The organism is Treponema sp. Marseille-Q4132 (assembly GCF_014334835.1).
GTDB classification, from domain to species: domain Bacteria; phylum Spirochaetota; class Spirochaetia; order Treponematales; family Treponemataceae; genus Treponema_D; species Treponema_D paredis.
Genome location: NZ_CP060591.1, coordinates 1980156 through 2000088, shown reverse-complemented (window position 1 = coordinate 2000088; position 19933 = coordinate 1980156). Strand labels below are relative to the sequence as shown.

Annotated in this window: 12 protein-coding genes and 1 pseudogene; 11 read left to right on the top strand and 2 right to left on the bottom strand. The window is 44.7% G+C overall.

Annotation, left to right across the window (positions count from 1 at the left end):
- Window positions 1–27 precede the first annotated feature (27 nt).
- The 3 genes from H9I35_RS09115 to H9I35_RS09105 all read left to right on the top strand — a co-directional run bounded on the left by H9I35_RS09115 (window position 28) and on the right by H9I35_RS09105 (window position 7998).
- Window positions 28–963 carry an alpha-hydroxy-acid oxidizing protein gene (locus tag H9I35_RS09115; protein WP_187419098.1) on the top strand — a complete coding sequence of 312 codons (936 nt, stop codon included), beginning with the start codon at window positions 28–30 and terminating at the stop codon, window positions 961–963.
- A 47-nt stretch (window positions 964–1010) separates the two neighbouring features.
- A complete protein-coding gene (locus H9I35_RS09110) occupies window positions 1011–2927 on the top strand; it encodes a hypothetical protein (protein ID WP_187419097.1) in 1917 nt (638 codons plus the stop codon).
- Window positions 2928–3324: 397 nt separating this feature from the next.
- Window positions 3325–7998, top strand: coding sequence for an Ig-like domain-containing protein (locus H9I35_RS09105; protein ID WP_187419096.1), 4674 nt, complete (start codon window positions 3325–3327; stop codon window positions 7996–7998).
- A gap of 357 nt (window positions 7999–8355) precedes the next feature.
- Here H9I35_RS09105 and H9I35_RS12470 read toward each other — a convergent pair whose 3' ends face one another.
- Complete coding sequence (locus H9I35_RS12470; protein ID WP_252722639.1) at window positions 8356–8499, bottom strand: hypothetical protein; 144 nt, start codon at window positions 8497–8499, stop codon at window positions 8356–8358.
- 430 nt (window positions 8500–8929) lie between these two features.
- Here H9I35_RS12470 and H9I35_RS09100 point away from each other — a divergent pair, with 430 nt between their 5' ends.
- The 7 genes and pseudogenes from H9I35_RS09100 to H9I35_RS09070 all read left to right on the top strand — a co-directional run bounded on the left by H9I35_RS09100 (window position 8930) and on the right by H9I35_RS09070 (window position 17460).
- Entirely contained in the window at window positions 8930–14479 is a 5550-nt protein-coding gene (locus tag H9I35_RS09100) for a hypothetical protein (protein WP_252722638.1), read from the top strand.
- Between the two features lie 188 nt (window positions 14480–14667).
- Window positions 14668–14766 (top strand): annotated as a pseudogene (locus H9I35_RS09095) (DUF2281 domain-containing protein); the annotation flags it as partial.
- 423 nt (window positions 14767–15189) lie between these two features.
- Window positions 15190–15489: a hypothetical protein gene (locus tag H9I35_RS09090; protein ID WP_187419094.1), complete on the top strand. Its 300-nt coding sequence runs from the start codon at window positions 15190–15192 to the stop codon at window positions 15487–15489.
- Between the two features lie 293 nt (window positions 15490–15782).
- Complete coding sequence (locus H9I35_RS09085) at window positions 15783–16040, top strand: type II toxin-antitoxin system HicA family toxin (protein ID WP_187419093.1); 258 nt, start codon at window positions 15783–15785, stop codon at window positions 16038–16040.
- A complete protein-coding gene (locus H9I35_RS09080; RefSeq protein ID WP_187419092.1) occupies window positions 16037–16387 on the top strand; it encodes a type II toxin-antitoxin system HicB family antitoxin in 351 nt (116 codons plus the stop codon). Before H9I35_RS09085 ends, H9I35_RS09080 begins: the two co-directional genes overlap by 4 nt.
- Before the next feature lie 54 nt (window positions 16388–16441).
- Window positions 16442–16627, top strand: a complete 186-nt coding sequence (locus tag H9I35_RS09075) for a type II toxin-antitoxin system MqsA family antitoxin (RefSeq protein ID WP_187419091.1) — start codon at window positions 16442–16444, stop codon at window positions 16625–16627.
- A gap of 239 nt (window positions 16628–16866) precedes the next feature.
- The gene (locus H9I35_RS09070; RefSeq protein ID WP_187419090.1) at window positions 16867–17460 is read left to right on the top strand and encodes a hypothetical protein; all 594 of its coding nucleotides are present in this window, start codon (window positions 16867–16869) and stop codon (window positions 17458–17460) included.
- Window positions 17461–17529: 69 nt separating this feature from the next.
- On the opposite strand, the gene H9I35_RS09065 is transcribed toward H9I35_RS09070, so the two are convergent.
- On the bottom strand, window positions 17530–18432 hold the full coding sequence (locus tag H9I35_RS09065) for a lysophospholipid acyltransferase family protein (RefSeq protein WP_187419089.1): 903 nt from the start codon (window positions 18430–18432) through the stop codon (window positions 17530–17532).
- Window positions 18433–18614: 182 nt separating this feature from the next.
- On the opposite strand from H9I35_RS09065, the gene H9I35_RS09060 reads away from it, so the two are divergent.
- A complete protein-coding gene (locus H9I35_RS09060) occupies window positions 18615–19814 on the top strand; it encodes an integrase catalytic domain-containing protein (protein WP_187418950.1) in 1200 nt (399 codons plus the stop codon).
- The last annotated feature ends 119 nt before the right edge of the window (window positions 19815–19933 follow it).

Here is a 19933-nt window from a genome sequence, read left to right as displayed (position 1 = left end):
ACGTTTCGGCTATAATGCGGCACATGGATGGGTATCGTGGCGAACCGTTTTGAATTCAAATGCGCCGTTTGTTCCGTATGCGACGGAAGAGGCTGTATCGGACAGATGCCGGGCATGGGCGGCGTTAACAATAATAAAAATTTCAAATTGAATTTCGAAGGATGGAAAAAGCTTCGGCAAAAGGCGGTATCGGACGGAACGATCAAATCGATTTTATCGATACCCGTTGAAACGAGCGCGGTGCGGGCGGGACCCGTTACCGGTGCGGTACAGAATATCGGCTTCGAAAAAGAAGAATATTTTTATCTGCCGTATTTTTCGGCCGCGCGGTACGGAGACATCGGTTTGTGCGTCGGCGACGGTTACCCCGATTATAAACTGCACTACGGGCTCGATGCGGTACGGAAACTGCAAAAAGCGGAACCGGATTTGAAAGCGGCGGTATTTTTAAAACCCTATCCGAACGAAAAGCTTTTCGACCGCATCGAGGCAGCCCGCGACGTTGCGGAAATAATCGGCAACGATATCGACTCGTACAATATTGAAACGATGCGGAATCTCGTACAGCTGGAAAAAAAGACGCCTGCGCTGATTTCGGAAATCAGAAAAAAAATTTCCGTACCGTACGCATTAAAAGGAATTTTCTGCAAAGAAGATATCGAACTCGTAAAAGAAGTCAAACCGGACATAGCTTTCATTTCGAATCACGGAGGGCGCATCGATACGCGCGAAGGAAGCACGGCTGAATTCCTTGCCGAATACGGAAAAGAAATCAAAAAATATTGCGGCGAAATTTGGGTTGACGGCGGAGTGAGAACGCGCCATGATATACAAACGGCGCTCTTTTACGGAGCGTCGCAGGTAATCATCGCGCGTCCCTTCGTTGCGGCCCTCGTTTCGGACGGCATCGGGGGTATGATAAAAAAGATCGATGAAATCATCCTCGGAGAAATCATCGATTAACGATTTTGCAATAATAAATTTGCATCGATTTTTTTACAGAGGTTTTTATGAAGCGATTGTTAAGTATCACGGTCTGCGCGGCGCTTTTCGTATTTTCCGGCGCGGCGCTTTTTGCGCAAACATACGCCGCCGTTCCTTTGGAACATCCGGTATATCAAATTATCGCACAGGCGGAACTGCGCGGTCTTTGCCGAGCGATGCCGAAAGTAAAACCGTATTCGGAAAAAACGGTTATAAACGCGATCAACGAAATCATCGCGGCATCCGATGCGTCCGACACGCCGTTGCTTTCGAAAACGGAACGGGACATTTTATTCGATGCGCTCGAAAGATTTAAGAGAAAGCCCGGAAAAGACGGTTTACGCGGCGGATATTATTATGAAGGAAAGGGAAAGCTCCGTACGACGGCGGATCTGACGTTCAAAGCGGATATATTCGCTTCGGGCGGCATCTACAACAATAAAGACGACGACCAGTGGGGCTTTAGGTTTTTGCCTACGGTTTCCGTAAGAGGCGATTTCGGAACGCAGCTTTCCTACGATTTCAATTTGTTCGGCAATGCTTCTCGCGCCGTACTGAAAAACCTCGGAACTTACAGCATCGGAAAATGGTGGTTTACAGAAACTGAAGACGGCTCCGCCGACCGCACGATTAAAACTTATGCGAACAAAGCGTTTTTTCCGTTTTCACACCGTAAAACATGGGACGGCTCGGTATACAAAATAGGCGACTTGACGGCAAGCGGTCTCGAAGGCTGGTGCGATGAAGGCGCCGGCGGCTTCGGAATCAATTCGGAAATCGCGGCGGGTGTTTTCGATGATAAAATATTTATCCGATTCGGACGCCTTTCGCGCGAATGGGCGGGTATGGACAAGGGTGCAAGCCTCGTATTCGGAGGCGCCGCACACCCCTTTCTTGCGCTCGAAGCCGAAATCTCTCCTTTCAGCTGGTTTTCGCTTTCGACGCTTACCGGCATCCTCGAATTTCCGAACAGCGCATATATTGTCGGAAAGATATACAACAGTAAAAAAGATCACGGCGATTATGACAACGCGGCGTTTTTTCAAAACGCGTATTCGATCGCAATGCTCGAATTCAATTTTAAATATATCCATGCCGATTTCGGAACGACCGCCGTTTGGCCGAAGCGCTTCGAGCTGGGATATTTTTTCCCGCTGACCGACAAAGTTTTTTATCAAAACAATATCGGCGATTTGGATAATATCGCACTGTTCGGCAATATCTCTTATACATATCCGAAAATCGGCACCGTATGGGCATCGATCTTTCTCGACGAATTCAACGGCTTCAGCCGGGTAACGGGACTGCTCGGAGATTTCATCCACGCGACGCGCAATATGTATGCAACGCAAGTCGGCATGAAAGCAAGTATTCCGTTCCTTCCGTTTACAACGATTTCTTGCCGCTATACAAAAATCGAACCTTTCTGTTATACGCATACCGCCATCAATAAAGCGCCGTGGTATTCGCATTATATAACCGAAGCGTACATGAGCGCAGGCGAAAATCTCGGTTATTATCTTCCGCCGAATTCGGATGAACTGCACATCCGTGTGGAAAGCTCGCCTCTTACCGCCTTGACGGCACATTTGGAATATCAATTTATCAGACACGGAGCCGAACACGGAGGCCAGGCGGTGCGCGGCAGTTCGATATATTCCGAACTCGATCCCGAGGGCCGCGACGCTATGCGGAAATATTTTTTGCACGACGGCGCATACCAATGGTTTCACATCGTAAAAATCGGCGGAGAATATTCGCTTCGCAAATTTAAAGTGCCGCTGACGATATACGGCGACGTCGGATTCGTTTACAGCTATTTTACCGTAATCGACGGGACTCCGAACGACAACCGAAAACACAACTATCACATTGCGGACACGAGCGAATACCCGACGGAATTCGGCGCAATCGTTTCGGGCGGACTGCGACTGTATTTTTAAACCCGCGCCTGAAAAAGGGCTGTCGCAAAACAAAGGGGCGTCTGCTCGACATACAGGTACTTCGCCCCGAACGTAAATCGTACAAAAATTGCATCGTATCATATCGAAGACAAGCGGACGACCGCTTGTCTTTTTTTTATCGTTATGCTAAAATATGGACGTTTTGGCTTTTTTAGTGTTTTTAGATAAAATACTTCGGTACACATCCTGTGGTGAGATTGGATCATCCTGCGCCGCCCGCGCACAATCCTTTCGTCGGTACGGTATTGCCGAAGTAAAGATTTCTAATGCATATACCGATAAAGAAGCGGATTCATGTTTTTTATCGGCAGATCGCCTTTTTCGGGCGGCTGCCTTTAAAATATTTTATCGGAGTGTCCGGTAAGAGAGGAAGTTTATGAAAAGACTTGCATCGTTTGTGTTTTTTTGCTGTGCGCTCGGCGCCGTCCATGCCTTCGGTTCCAGAGATATAACCGAAACCGATCTCGCTTCTCGTAAAAGCTGGCAGGAAACGGTCGATATTTCGGCAAAAAAAAAGGGGAAATACAATATCCTCATCACCGCCCGCGATACGGCCGGCAATGTCGGCTATGCGGGACCTTTCAATATGTACATAGATCCGGATTCGGATCTGCCCGTTACTTCGATCGCCTTTCCCGCATCGGGAGCGGACGTAGCCGGCAACGTCGATATTATCGGAACCTGCTATGACGATGATGCCGTTACAAAAGTGTCGTTCCGTATCGACGACGGCGAAGAAATATATACGGCAAAAGGTACCGAATTTTGGTCGTATACGCTCAATACGGCGTCTTTGGACGAAGGTTTGCATACGATAGAAGTTTGGGGTACCGATATCAACGGTGTGCAGGGAAAAAGCGTAAAAACTTCTTTCAATTTGAACAGACGCCTCCCCGTTACAAGCGTTACGAATACCGGAGCCGGCACTTTGGTGTCGGGAACCGTACAGCTGGAAGGAACGGTTGAAGACGGAAACGGCATAGACCGTCTGTTTTATTCGCTCGATAACGGAAACAAATTTGAAGAAGTCCGCCTTTCCTACGATAAAAAGCAAAAGCGATCCGTTTTTAAACTCCCCGTAAAAACGGCGCTGCTTCCGGACGGCCCGAACGTGTGCTGGTTCAAAGCGGTCGACAAACAGGGCTCGACGGGAATCTATACCTTTTTATTTTTCGTGGATAATGTGCCGCCCTCACTTTCATTCATATATCCGGACAATGACACCGAAACGTTTCCGAGCGTTTTTTCCGTCGCCGGACGCGTATCCGACGGTACGGGACTCGAATCTCTTACGTGGGTATGCGGAAAAGACAGCGGAGAGATTTCCGTAACGCCGGGCAACGATTATTGGGTCAAAGAATTCGATTTTACACGTACGAATGCAAAATCGCTTATTATCGAATTTGCGGCAAAGGACATTGCCGGAAACGTCGTGCGTGAGAAAAAAAAGATTGAAATCGATAAAGCGAAAGACAAACCCGTTTTGGAAATCGTCAGTCCGAAAGCGGGCGAAAAAATAGACGGCGCTCTCTTTATCTCAGGCTTGGCCTACGGCAGGACGTCCGAAATCCGCTATAAAATCGACAGAGGCGAAGAAAAATCTCTTATGCTTTCTTCGTCTTCAATCGCGTTTTCAGCAAGCGAAGACGAACTTCCGGCAGGAAACCACACGCTTACCGCGTACATCGTAAATGCCGACGGTACGGAAGGAAACGTGCAAAGCGTTCAGTTTTCTTTAACGGGAAAAGCGCCGGTCATTACGTTCGAGTCGGGCACTTCGGTCATCCCCTTATACGGCGCGCAAAATAAAGTTTCGACGGCCGTCCGCATAAAAGCGGAAGCGGGTTTACGCGAAGTGAGTGCGGGTTTTAACGGCGAAGAAGAAAGATCGCTTGTTATAAAAGAAGGCCAGACGGAATTCATTTTACGTCCTCCCGTAAACGACAAAACGGGCGCGGGAATATATACCCTATCCGTCAGCGCAACCGATACGGCAGGCCGCTCTTCGACACAAAAACTGCTCATCGGCATCGCCGACAACGGCAAGTCGGGCGACACGAGCGACCAGGTTTCTTTTGCATGGGCCGGAAAGCGGATCGGAAATGCCGCGCTCATCACGGGCGAACCTTTGGAAGGTTTGTTTTATTCGGCCGACGGCGCAGAAATCGAAAGCGCCGAATTGACCGGAGCGGCAGGCCTCTCTTGCGAAGTTGAAGGCAGCATCGTAAAAATCAGCGCTGCAAAAGACGGAGTTTATAAAGACGTCCGCGTAAAAGTACGCACGAGCGACGGTCGTGAAATAATAAGCGAAAGCGTCGACATTTCCGCCGATACCTCTTCTCTTAAAATAATGCTTAACAAAAACGCTGTTTACGTAAAAGATTCGCTCGTCTTTTCGGGCAGCGTAAGCGGTACCCGGCTGCCGCTCGATTACAGCTTATCGTCCGCTTCTTCGGATGAAGTTTTAACGGGAACGATCGACGGCCGCTTTGAAAAAACGCTCGATGTAAAAGCTTTCCCCGACGGAGCGCTTTTCCTCACCGTCACCGCAACGGACGATACCGGCAAAAAAGTTTCGGAACACGCAATCTTTATAAAAGATACCGAAGCGCCGGACGTACGCATGGTTATGCCCGCAAACGGCGATAAAGTAAACGGTTCCATAACGGCTGCTTTTACCGTCGATGAAAAATTCGGCGGCGTAAAAGCCGAGTACAAAACCGAAGATAAAAATTCGGCATGGAAGGAATTCCCCTATGCTTCGCTTTCGAACACCGTCATGGGAAGCGCAGCCGATCCGATAAGCAAAAACATGCAGTTTCGGTTTACCGACCAGGCGGGAAACGTTAAGCTCATCAACCGATACGATTTCGATATCGATACCGCTTCGGACGCTCCGGTCGTCGAAATACATTTGCCGTTTGAAAATCAGGTTATAGTCGAAGATTTCGAAATTTCAGGTATTGTGTACGACGATGACGCTCCGGCGAAAATCTACTACAGGATCGACAACAAAGCGTATACGGCGCTCGATGTCAAGCATACGTTTTCCATTCCGATCGCTCTTTCATCTTTGACCGACAACGAGCATACGATCAGTATATACGGCGAAGATATCTACGGTATAAAGAGCTCGCCGGTCGAACGAAAAATCAGAGTGTCGCTCGCAAAGCCTCTGGCACAAATGACTTCGCCCGACATCAGTGAAACGGTAAAGGGTCTTATAACGATAACCGGTACGGCTTCCGATGCGAACGGTATCGAAGGCGTCTACATATCGGTGAACAACGGAAACAGTTTTTTGCGGGCGAACGGCGGAGACAAATGGAACTATTCGCTCAACACGCAGGTTATCGGCGACGGTACCCACGTCGTACTCATCAGAGCGGTGGACAAATACGGACAGGAATCGGTATCGTCCACTTTAATCAATATCGACAACACGCCGCCCGTTTTGAAAATCGAATATCCGCTGGCGGGCTCCCGGCTCGATAAAAATTTATTCGTATCGGGAAAAACGCGGGACAATATCTCTCTCGAAGGCGTAACGCTGAAAATAAAAAGCCTTTCGAATACGGCGGTTCCAGCATCGCTCGCTCAAATAAAACTTAAAAACGATCTCCTCGTCGCCGAAAACATCGATATTTCCACGCTGCCGGAAGGACGCTACAATCTGGAAATATCAGGCGTCGATAAAGCCGGCAATACGAACGAAGCCGCCGTAAACTTCGACGTATCGCGGAAAGCCGATAAAAATAAAATCGAACTGCTCTATCCTTTAAACGGCGAAACGCTGTTCGGCGAGTTCAACGTATACGGCCGTGTCGATTCTTCGACGAATATACAACAGGTATCGCTCTTCGTAGACGGCAAACAAATCATGACGTCCGATGTGACGGGCACTTCGTATGCATCGTTCCGCTTGAATGCGGATGTCATAAGCGAAGGCGAACATACGATCGAAATCAAGGGTATCCTCCCCGCAAATCAAGCGGTGATTTCAAGCGGCGTTTCCGTGCAGTACAAAGAAAACGGGCCGTGGATCACGATCGACAACCTTGCTATGGGAGACTTCGCGATCGACCGACCCTATTTGAAAGGCAGGGCCGGTTATTCCGTTTCGCAGGAGGAAAAAGATGCCGCCTCCGCAAAAGACGCATCTGCGGACGCAAAACGGATTTTTGCGGGAAAACGCTTAAAGCAGGTTGAAGTGAGTTTCAACAACGGACGCACGTTCGTTCCGGCAAAACTCAAAAACGGCTGGCGCTATCGGCTCGAAACGGAAGATATGGAGGAAGGCTATCACTTTTTACTCGTGCGCGCCGTTATGGAAAATAAAGAAGTCGCTATATGCCGGACGATCATCAGAATCGATAAAACCGCACCGAATATAACGCTTATCTCTCCGGGTGAAGGCGGACGCTATAACGAAAACATAACGTTTGCGGGCTTGACGTCGGACAATGTCAGTCTCGCGGATACGAGCGCCGCACTCCGCAAAGGCGACAAATCGATATACGAAGTGCCGAAATTCATACAGGGTCTTCATTTCGAAGCGGGATTCTGGGGCGCGACGCTGTGGAACGCAGGTGTGGGCTTAAGCTTTTTCGACGACAACGTAAAACTCCAGCTGCATTACGGACAATTTACGCAAGATCAGTTCGATTTCTTTTATAAAGTGCGCAATCTGCCGCTGCAGCAAATCCGCTACGGCGGACACGTCGGCTCTTTAAAACTTTTGGCGAACGTATTCGAACTGCCCTTCGGCTATTATTTCGGGCCGGATTGGCAGTGGCTGTATTTGAATGTAGCGCTCGGCGCACAGTTTTCACTGTTCAGCGAAACACAAAGCGGCAAACCGCAAGTGCTGCCGGCAGGTTTGATTCAGCTCGAATTCCCGCGAGTAAAATTGGCAAAACGAAAATATTTCAGCTCGTTCTCGTTCTTTACCGAAGGACAGCTGTGGTTCATCACGACCGACGTCAATTCACCGTCGATCAAATCGATTGTGCCGCACTTAAGCGGCGGAGTACGCGTCAACGTATTCTGATAAAAGAATACGGACACGCAAAATTTTTGGAGGTATGTTTATGAAAAACACGGTACTGAAAAATAAAAATAAGCGAATACTCTCGGGATTTTTATATTCCGCATTATTTGCCCTAACATTGATTTTATACTCCGCCTGCCCGCAAAATGTGGCCCTGGGCGGCAGCGTGGATATTTTACCGCCGAACGGCGAAATCACCTATCCCGATGCTGGCGAAACACCCATACGTGGAAGTTTTGTGCTGAAAGGAACGGCAAAAGACGACGAAGGCGTACAAGCGGTTTCAATCGTTTTTGAAAACATAGAAACGAAAGACAGAACGCGCTCTTTTCAGGCCGAACTTTCCGCGCCGGGCGCCTACAATACATCGTGGACTGCAAGTATAAACAACGAATCAACGGGTACGGAACCCGGACATGATTTGGTAAAAGTGTACCCCATACCCGACGGCGAATACACGGCCATCGTTACCGTTACCGACAACGGCGGTAAAACGTCCAAGTTTACGAAAAATTATAAAATCGACAATACGCCGCCGGTGTTTATCGTTTCGCGGCCGTCGACGACGATAGATGCAGCCGATACGACAAATCAACCGGCGGACGGTTACGGAGCGGTCTTTTCGGTGGTAGGACAGGCAGGTGAAAGAAATACCGTTGAAAAATTATTGATCGTTGCCGATGAAAATATCCGTATTGAAAAAGACTATGTAGGAAAGAATATAAATATAAAAGCTGCAGCCGACGGTGATGCGTTGTATGCATTGCAGGCAAGCAGGCCTGCAAATATTATTAAAGCGCAAATTTCTTTATACGACAATGCACGGAAATTTACGGGAAGTACTCCCGATACGGAAGGTAACGGATCGGATTTTTTTTATTTGCAGGACGATATATACGATGTCGTTTCGGGAAAAGGGTATACGGAAGAAGTGATCAGCGATTATTTTGCCGGCAAAAAAGGTTCTGTAAAAAATGAGCATGATCAAAAAATATTGGCTTTACGTAACGATACCGATGCGAAAAATGCATTAAAAAATAACCGTAAAATGATGAACGGTTCTGAAGCGAAACGCAGTACCTTTAAATTGGATCCGAATAAATCCCCGGGGTTCAGAGTCGCAAATATCAGATATTTGACAAAGGATTCCTTCAATTTAGGCGATATTTCATCTGCGGTTTTTAAAGAAAACGTCGATACGTTTATAAACATCGATTTGATCCCGAATAAAGACGGAAATCCCATAATCAAGGGTTCTTCTCTTTCAAATTATACTGCAAGCAATATAAAAATAAATTTGTACAAATGGAACGGCACGGGAAATGAAAGCGACAGTCTCAAGAATTTCACAGAAGCAAATCTTGTCAAAACGGAGCTTTTAAGTTTCGAACATTTAACCGCTGCGGATTTGGCAAACCAAGTTGTAAGAAAAGAAGGCGGTATCGTAAAGGTAAAATGCAAATTGCCCGCTTCTTTTTCGGAAGGCAATTATTTAATACTTGTCGAAGGAACGGACAGTTCGAATGAGAGCCATACGAACAGCTTTGTAGCTTATAATGACGGCAATTCGGCCGGTGACGGTTTATTCGTATGCAAATATCTCTCAGGCGGCGGCGGAGCCCGCGTCAGGCCCGTTCGCGACATGGATAAATATAAAAAAGAAAATTTCGAAATCAAAGCGGACGTTACCGGATTGGGAACCAGCGGTAAAGTATACTACAATATCGATAGTGCAACCGTTCCTCATACGCCGGCTCACGAGTTGTCTTTAGACAGCGGTATACGGTATAAAGCCACGGTCGATATCAACAATCCCGTAAGCAATCCCGGTCACAAACTTACCGACGGAGATCACAAAATTTATTTTGTTGCGGTAAGTTCCGGAGGAGGAACGGACAGCGATGATATAGATTTTATTATCGATACGACCGCCCCATCCGTTGATATAAGCTATCCCCTTCCTACCGACCCTCAAGCCGGTAAAATCACTATTTCGGGTACCATCACCGACGGAACGGGATCGGGCGTGAAAGAAACCGGTACAAAATATATACTGGGGCGAAAAGCTTCTACACCCGCTCTCGATGATCCCTCTTGGCAAAATATGACCACATCTACAAAGGGCTCGTGGAACATCTCCGATGTCAATTTGGACACGATGAGCGCTCATCCGGAAAATTACGGAACTCGAGTCGGCTCGAGCTCCTACTATAAAGTACCGCTCTATATCCGAAGCGAAGATATACTCGGCAATGCAACCGTTGATTCAACAAAAGAAATTCTTTTTAATCCCGACGGAACAAAGCCGGTTGTAAGAGTACTTTCTCCACAAGCGGATGCTGTTGTCGGCGGTACTATACAAATTTTCGGTACGGCAAGCGCTGTTACCGGCGGACCAAGCGCTGTCGGTGAGGTATATGTACAGTTTTCAAAGACTTCTGATTTTACGAATGCGTCGAATATGACCTTCGGAACTAACGGACCCGGATACACCGCCGATTGGTATCAAGGCGGAGACGGACAAGTCGTTCCGGGAACGGGTTCCGGCCCCGGACAAAGCGGTGCTGAATGGCGTCTTGAAATAAACGGAAACGGCGCGTTCAACGGAACATCACAGCGCCAAGACGTTTATTTCAGACTCCGTGCAAAAAATAAAAGCAACGGACGACTCGGTGAATGGACGACGCCGATAAAAATAATCGTCGATAAAGACGCGCCGTTGATCACCGACGTAAAAATCGAAAATGTTTCGGCGCCGCCGTCGCCGCAAAATTATGAAACGAATATGTGGATCGGAAGCGGCAAAAAACTTACGGCAAAATTGACCGATCCTTCGGGAATAAAAGAAGTTAAAATTACCTCGAGCAAAATGAGCGGCGGTATATCGTATACGCAGACTACGGCGCCTTCCGGCTGGCTTACACCTTATAATGCAGGCGGTGTTTCGGGCTATGCGTTAAGCATACCGCTTAATATAAGCGGCATGTCGGGTAATGACTTTTCGATCAAGGTTGAAATTACAGAGAATACAAACACAGGCCTAAAGTCTGACAGTACGTTTACCTTCCGCTTCGATACGACGCCGCCGACGGGAGTATTCGGATCAAGCATGTATATCAACAGCGGAGTTTTCGGTACTTCTTCGGTGACGAACACCGCTCTCGCCGACAAATTACGGGACTTGGGAGCAAATGCATCTTCAGGCGCAGGCGCTAAAATACTGGCCGAAAATACCGAACTGACGGTAACGGACGTATCGGGAAGTACGGTGAATTTTACTCCTTCGATACAAGCCAAAGAATACAACTATATCCTCTACAAACCGGAAGTGTTGATATATAATGAAGGCTCCTCCAGTCCGTGGATCGTAAAAGGCGTTGCCAACGACGACGGTTCCGGTGTTGCAAAAGTTGAGGCATGGGTTACGGTAGATAATGGGTCAACAACCCATACGATTATAACCGAAACCGATAATACGAATAAAATAACGCGGCAGCTCGGCGGGCAGGTTACTTGGAAAGGACAGATAAATCTCGGTTCGCTTAAAGACGGAAAGGGAACACTGCATTACAAGATAACCGACAAGAGCGGTAATGAATATAATGCTCCTCCTGTCGATGTGCGGGTAAAAAACAAGCCGATAAAGATAAAGACAATAACGCTCGTTACTGACATAGGAGGAAGTGCTGTCGAGTTCGTAAATAATGATGTGAACAAAGCCCTCAAGGATATAGACGTAGACTCTAATCTCGACTTTACCGCGAATTATACCAGCAGTGCATTTGCCTTTAAAAATGAAAATAATTCCAAAATAAAGGTGAATTTTACCGGCGGAGAAGGACAGATTAAATACAGTCTGAAATACAACAATGCGGTTTTAGCCGGGCACTATATGCAGGATATCAGCAACAACGGTATCATAATATTGAGCCAAGCCAATTTGAATACGATCGGAAATACTACGGGCGAAACAACCAAAGAATTGACTCTTGAACTGTGGGACAATGCACACGATTGCAGCCCGACCGGCGCAGTTCCGCTTGAAAAGAGTTCTTTTGCCGAAGTTAAAATCAATACACTTTTCGATGCTCTCGACAGTACGCCGCCTACGGTTGTCATCCTTCCGTTCCACTGGAACGGCGAAGGTGATAACTCACTATACGAAAACAAACGTGCCAACGGGCATGTGGAAATTGCAAAGATTAACAGCTTAGGTAACGATCACTCTTCCGTTTCGGGTAAAGTTACCCTACGCGGTTTTGCGTATGACAATATTAAAATCGATTCAATTACGGCTGAGGTATCCGGTAAAACGTTAACAGCTGCGCTTTCCGGCAGCGGCTCCACTTGGACGGCTGGAACAATAACTTCAGCGGATGGTATCGTATTAACGGTTAAAAAACTCGGTGCCGACTATCTTGGTTATTACGTTACATGGCAAATTGATTGGGATACCGAAAAGATAGGCGTAGGCCTTGCGAAAGACATTAAAGTAACAGCTAATGATGGAACAACGACATTTTCCGACACCGGAGTGACTACAGCCAAAACAACAGGCGTTACCCGGAGTGAAAAAAGGTCTGCGGAAGACGCTGTTTTCGCAGATAAAAAACCGGGACAGTTCGTTGTGTTTACAAAAGGCGAAACGCAATACCTTACACGTATAAGAACCGTAACAGGTAATAAGGCAACGCTTGAAGATGACGTCCCCATTGAAGCAACTACGGTTTCTATGTACGCTTATACTGCAAACGAGCCGAAAACAACGGTAAACGTTGTTCCGTATATTACGGAGATAGTAACCGGTTTAGAAGGTGCCGACAGCAGTAATAAAGGCTCCTTTTCGCGCGCTTCAACCGGCGAATATCCGGTACGGGCAGGTGAAACGATTAAAGTAAAAGGCTTTAATCTCGCAGGCGGAACGATTATGCTCGGCACCTCTTCGCTCGGTACGAATTTAAACAGCGTAGCCATTGCATCATCGCATACGAGCGGCGATTTGTCCGTTAAGGTCGGTTCTATCGAATCCGTCAACAACAAGGTGGATATTATAAAGCCGTACAATATTGAAGGCAACGGAATTAATAACGATATCCTCAATGCAAAACGTAAGCTTTTTGTATGGAAGATGGAACCTATTATCAATAACAATGCAATGGAAAGCCCGCAGTTTGTGATGGATAAGGATTCAAGATTTTATATGTCGCTGGGAAGTCTCGGGGGCGCTGCTCCTATGAAATTCTTTATGCTGAAAAACCAGCGACTGCTAAATGGTATCAGCGATATGAATAACGATACTTATGCGTATGAAACTACCCATAGTAAATTTCACAATACTGTTGTAGCGTATGATGAAGCGGGAAATATTTACGGAGGTTCGACTAATACGGATAAAGGCGGCGGTGATACAACCAGCTTCAATTTTGTAGCAAAGCAGAAACCCAGTCAACGTAATAACTATGTAAATGGTTCGGGAAAACGGCGGCTTGAAGGGTCTCTTAATCAAGGTCGTTCAGGAGGGGAAATCTATGATGTAAATCGTATTCAAATTCCTAAGGTTGCTATACGAGGCAAAGGCTTAGATACGGACAAGGCAAGAATAGCTCTGGCATATTATGATCGCAATAATGATAATCCGCCGGTAAAATTCAGATACGGAATTGTCGGTACCGATTCGTGGACATCTATGGATAAAGGCCTGGGGTATGACTTACCTACAAACGGTGATTATTCCGCAAACGGCTATGAAATTATCGCCGACAGCAATAGCAGTACGTATAGAAGCGGGCTTTATGTAGGCGTCGGATTGGTTGAATTGAATACTACTACAGATCGTGCCGTAGTTGCCTGGTATGATTCGAATAGCAGTGCTCTTGTATACAGCTATAAGGATTTTGATAGCACCTATATCGCTCCTACGGGAACCGATAAAAAAACGACCGCTTGGCAAAGTAATGCCGTACGCATTGACGGTGCAGCCCCGCTCTTTATTGATCTTGTTGTTGATGATGATAACGGCGTTCATATCGGCTATTACTCCAGCGGAGAAGGCGGAGTTAAATATACCTACTTGCCGCCGGATAAAGTGACAGGAACAACAAAGCCTGCTTCTACAGACTTTAAAGTTGTTAAGGTCGATACCTATATGAATCCCGGTACCCTTCTTAAAATCGGTGTACGCAAAGAAGGCACCAAGCAGGTTCCGTACATCAGCTACTACCATAACGGTTTTTACGGTTCGGCAAATGCCGCCCGCATTGCATGGCTGAAAGACGGCATCGGTTCCGACGGAGTCGTTAAAAACGGTGTTGAAAGCGGTAAGTTTACCGGCAACTGGGTTGTGATGACGGTGCCGGCAAGTAACGGTATTCAGCAGTACACGATTTGCCAAGGGGCGCCTATAAACGGTACTTATGCAAATAAAGTTATTGCCGCGTACTTTACAACAAAGAATTACGAGATGGCGGTTCTGACAAAGTAAAAAAAACATAAAAGCCGGTAGGCAGCCGCTTACCGGCTTTTTTTAGAGGAAAACATAATAACAATCGGTAATAATAAATTACGAGCGGTTTTCTAATTTTACAGTATTACTAACTACTGTAGCAGAAAATTTTATGAATTTATTATACAATAGAATTTGTATGAGATATCATATATGCCTTACACAGTTCTGAAAAAAAATCTCTTTTCGGTGTTTGGAAAAATGAACCTTTTTATATGTCGCCGGATTTTGATGAACCTCTCGAAGATTTTTCGGAGTATATGTAAAGAAGTATTTGCTCGACACGCATACAGATCTTTGGTATTTATCGATTTTCGAAAAGTGCTAAAGATATAGTTGAGTCTAATGTTTGTTTTTACAGTTATGCCTCATTTTGGGAGATTTCAATAAAACAAATCAAGAAAAAATTGGAATTTACTCATACTGTATATGAAATAGTTGTATGATGTAAAAACTGTTTGGTAGAAGATAGGAAACCTAACAGCCGTGTCAGCCTGACATTTGCTGTGCAATGCGTTTAAGCGAATGTTATACCGATTGCCCGGTGGGCATTTTTTTATTATTATGCTTGAGAAATTTATTTTTTTGTTTTGTATCAGCCTAGATAAAAAGTAGTATTTCTTTATGATATAAAGAGAAAAAGGTGAGAAATATTATATGTGCAATTTAGAAAACTCTCGGAAATAATTATGATAAAGCAAAATTCAAGGGATTTAAAATATTATAAATACTCAAAGTTATATTTAGATGAAATTAATGATTTACTAGATATAATTCAAGAGAACGGATTTAAATATGAAATAACAATAAATAATTTTGAGCTAGAGAGTAGAGAAGAAATAGAAAAATTCTCCGAAAAAAAAGTCGAAAAATTCGAAATATATATAAGTGAAATTCGATTTCATATAGAAATTGTAGGAATTTTTTTGTTAGGCAGAAAGATAATATTGCTTTATCTTTGCTATCAGTTATCATTGGTAGCTTATTAACTTTATTAGTTGAGTTAATTATTAGAAAAATAAATTAATATATTTTTAAAATATTGATTTAATAAATTCAACACAGACACTAAAAGACTTGATTGAAATTATAAAAAATAATCCTTTTCAAAGCCCTTTGCCTTATGAAAAGACGGGAAAATATTTAAGAAAGATTAATATACAGCACCGCTTAGTACTTGAAATCGCGGCGCGCTGTCGAAAAAAAAGAGGATTACTACAGCAGCTTATAATTATAACCGGAAAACAGTTGCAGTTATAACATATATAGAGTATTATTAGATATGAGCCAAAAAGAAAAACTTATAAAAAGGCTTTTAAATAAACCGGTTGATTTTACATATGATGAATTAAGGAAATTATTAGGAAAACTGGGCTATAAAGAAAGTCAAAGCGGGAAAACGTCAGGTTCTCGAGTAGCGTTTCTTAATGAAAAAACAGGGCACATTATTCGGCTTCATAAACCGCATCCTAAAAACGTATTAAAACAATACCAAGTAGAACAACTTGTAGAAGAACTGACAACAAGGGGATTAATATGAAAGATATCTTACAGTATAAAGATTTTATAGGTTCCGTTCATTTCAATGCCGCTGATGAAATCTTTTTCGGAAAAATAGAAGGCATTGACGATCTGGTGTCTTTTGAAGGGAATACGGTCAGTGAATTGAAACAATCCTTTGAAGAAGCTGTAAATGATTACATAATTTTATGTAAAGCGAGCGGTAAAAAAATAGAGAAATCATACAAAGGCAGTTTTAATGTTCGTATTGCGCCGGAGTTGCATAAAAAGGCGAAACTGTTATCGGTAATGCAAGGTATATCATTAAATCAATTCATACAAAAAGCAGTCGAACAAGAAGTAATACGTGAATCACTGACTAATTAAAGATTTCTCACCCACTGTGATGGACTTCTGATTTCACAAAAAGAAGAAATTAACATGAAATATCCGATTTACAAGCTCGGAGAGATGCAAGAGGGTTTTACACAAGTTGTACTTACTCGCGACAATGCGACAGTTATTTTCCGTAATGTTCCTGCAAAAATTTGTGACAACTGCGGAGAATATTACCTTGACGAGCAGACAGCACAAAATATTTATATTGGAATGACAGAATTGATTTAGCAAGTGATTCTATTTACGAGTATGGGAAAATGATATAGTCATTTCTAATTTTTTAGAAAAACATATATATTTATAAAGAGAAGAAATTGTATCATGAAAACTATGACATTAGATAATTTAATTAAAAATCCGCTTACTGAGAAGACAGGAAACTCATAAATTCAGCCAAACCCGTAGTTACTGAGGAATGTCCGGAGGTAACCGATGCACAAATGAAAAAAACATAGAGGGGGAAATAAATGAAGAAAATAAATCGAATTTTTATTTTGGTATCAGTGCTTTTACAAATCGCAATATCAATTTCGGCAAAAGACAAAGATGAAGAACTGCTGGCATTCTCAATATACGGCGATAATTTTTTATTAAGTATTCCTCTTCCGAATTATTGGATGGTAGATATGAACGCCGCAGCGCGATACGGCGTTAACGGAGTATTTTTTATAAAAAAATACGGTATGGATGAAACTCCCGTGTATATAAATGTAAAGCTGTATTTTCCGCCGAAAGATTTTACATTGGAAAAATTCGAATCGGATATGATTAAAAATCTAACCGACTATCTGCCCGATTATAAATTAACAAAAATCGGTTCAGCCGAGTATTCGACTCAATTGAATAAATGGCAATATAAATTATACGACTTAAAGAAAAAAGAAGGACACGGCCATTATCAACAAATCGCATATATGAAATGTGAAGAAAAAAATGTATTTATTGAAATGTATATCGATTGCATAGAAGACACGCACAAGGATAACAATAAATACATAAAAGATTTTATCAATTGTTTACATAAGATGGAATTTCCGAATTATTCTTTTAAATTTAATTAATATATCAGAGGTATTGCCGGCCGCACACTTGAGCACCTCTCCCCGTCGGTGCCCGCGTACAATGCTGCGCTACACCCGCCCCGCTTCCGCCGCTTCGTGCTGCTCTTCCAAAATCGCCATGACGCGGTCGACAATCTTTTGCTTTGCGTCCTCTTCGGTTTCGCCCAAGCTCGCAATAACGTCGCGCCGGAACTGTTTGCATTCGATGACGGGAGACGCGGACAGCGTTATCGTATCGTTTTCAATGAGATCCATCATCATATTGTCGGGGGCTTCCGGATTGATGCGGAGACAGTTGCCGTTGATCGACACGAGCAGCATGACGTCGAAGAGGCGCAGATAGCTGTCGATTTCACGCAGTCCGCGCTTCGTTTCAGGCTTGCCGGGTCTGTAGCGAGTACCGCTCGGAAACACGAGTATCGCCTGTCCTCTTTTTTTGCAATCGTCCATAGCGTGCATCGCCGCCAAATTGATTTTGCGCGCGCGCTTTTTTTCTTCTTCGATTTCCGTTTCCGATTGCGCGTTCGCTTCGACTTTGTCAAGACTGCGTGTCGGATAGATGACCACGCGCGTAAAACCTTCCGCCCATGCGCGCACGATGGGACTTTCTTCGTTGAGCTTCATACCGGCGACCGCGACGATCCGCTTCGACAAATCCCTCGCCCACTCCTCTCCCTCATGATCGAGGAGATAGCAGATGGCGGGCAAATCGAGATTCGTATAGTGTTCCATCAAAATGAGGCCGCTTTTGCCTTCTTCGGTTATCGCGCGGTAAAAAGCTTTGAAATTTTCAATATTAACAATTCCCGAACCCGGCAGCATAACTTCCGACAAGAGTTCGTCCATAAATTTCCGAGTAAGGGGATTCGCTTCCTGATATACGTTTTCTTCATCGATCTTTGCCGCAGCTCGCGACGCTTCCGTAAGTTCGGCAAAATATTTTTTACATTGTTCTACGAGAGGCACTCCCATGAAAGTCTCCTGTTTATAAATTGCGGCACAGAGGCCGATACTACCGCTATAGTAAAGTTGAAAGCGCGATGTGTCAACGCCGCGCATTGCATCACGTTAAATCTAACCGAAAAAAAAGCCGTTCCTCACGTAAAAATCTAACCCAAATCTGAGTCACAATAGAAGCCCGAAGGAAGGGCACCATGGGGTTAGATATGAAAACGAAAAAGAAATTGACCGAAGAAACGGCAAAACGCTACTGTACGGCAAACAAGAAGCGCAAGACGAAAATCATCGACGAGTTCACCGCAACCACCGGCTACAACCGAAAATACGCCATCCACATCCTCAAAAACAGCGCACGCATAAAAATAACACACTTCAACAACGTCGAAAGAAAGAGTGTACAGATCATCAAAAAGCCTCGTAAAAAGCGGCACTATGAAAAATACTACGGTCAAGATGTGCAGCGTGAAGTTATTCGACTGTGGCTATTTTCGATGTACCTGTGTGCAAAACGGCTCGTACCCTTTATCCGCGACAATATCGATTACCTTGCCCTCAAGTTCGGCTATACTGAACAACTGAAAACAAAACTTGCTCACATATCAAGCGCAACGGTCTCAAGGATACTCAAGCCGGAAATCCCCAAGCATTCCATCCGCGGTATTGCAACGACACGACCGGCAAAGAATCTCAATAAACTCATTCCGATCCGCACCTTCTTCGATTGGGACGAACGAAAACCGGGCTTTTTCGAAGCCGATACGGTCGCTCATTGCGGTACAACTACGGAAGGACAGTATATTTGTACCCTGACACTCACCGACGTTCATTCAGGATGGACGGAAAATCGTGCGCTTTTGAATAAAGCTCATCGGTGGGTCAAAGAAGCGACAGAGGACGTGAAAATACACTTACCCTTTGCTATGAAAGGCATTGACAGCGATAACGGACGTGAGTTCAAAAATATACAGCTTTTGCAGTGGTGTGAACTAAATCATATTACGTTCACCCGAAGCCGGTCGTACAAAAAAAATGACAACTGTTTTGTTGAACAGAAAAACGACAGCGTGGTAAGGCGTATTGTCGGCTACTATCGATTTGAGGGAGAAGCTGCCTGTGTTGTCTTAGCAGAACTGTATGAAAGTTATAATAAGCTCGTTAATTTCTTTTTTCCCTCGATGAAGATTATTGCAAAGCAACGAATAGACGCAAAGGTCATAAAGAAATATGATGCGGCTAAGACTCCCTACCGAAGGCTTATGGAAAGTAAGGAGGTAAGCAAGGCGGTAAAAGCTGAGCTTTTCAGGAGAAAGAACAGATTGGATTTACAACAGCTGCTTGACAAGACACAACTCTTGCAGCGTAAGCTTATCGCTATGGCGGTGCAACGGTCATAGCTACGGTTAGATTTTTACTTGAGGAACCGAAATCGTTTCGGTTAGATTTTTACGTGAGGAAATACGCGCCGAAAGCGATTGCGACACATCGAACTCTTTTTGTCATAATGTCGGCGGTG

Coding starts and splice junctions, on each gene's coding strand:
- H9I35_RS09115 (WP_187419098.1), top strand. CDS start 28: ATGGGTATCGTGGCGAACCGTTTTGAATTCAAATGCGCCGTTTGTTCC.
- H9I35_RS09110 (WP_187419097.1), top strand. CDS start 1,011: ATGAAGCGATTGTTAAGTATCACGGTCTGCGCGGCGCTTTTCGTATTT.
- H9I35_RS09105 (WP_187419096.1), top strand. CDS start 3,325: ATGAAAAGACTTGCATCGTTTGTGTTTTTTTGCTGTGCGCTCGGCGCC.
- H9I35_RS09090 (WP_187419094.1), top strand. CDS start 15,190: ATGATAAAGCAAAATTCAAGGGATTTAAAATATTATAAATACTCAAAG.
- H9I35_RS09085 (WP_187419093.1), top strand. CDS start 15,783: ATGAGCCAAAAAGAAAAACTTATAAAAAGGCTTTTAAATAAACCGGTT.
- H9I35_RS09080 (WP_187419092.1), top strand. CDS start 16,037: ATGAAAGATATCTTACAGTATAAAGATTTTATAGGTTCCGTTCATTTC.
- H9I35_RS09075 (WP_187419091.1), top strand. CDS start 16,442: ATGAAATATCCGATTTACAAGCTCGGAGAGATGCAAGAGGGTTTTACA.
- H9I35_RS09070 (WP_187419090.1), top strand. CDS start 16,867: ATGAAGAAAATAAATCGAATTTTTATTTTGGTATCAGTGCTTTTACAA.
- H9I35_RS09065 (WP_187419089.1), bottom strand. CDS start 18,432: ATGGGAGTGCCTCTCGTAGAACAATGTAAAAAATATTTTGCCGAACTT.
- H9I35_RS09060 (WP_187418950.1), top strand. CDS start 18,615: ATGGGGTTAGATATGAAAACGAAAAAGAAATTGACCGAAGAAACGGCA.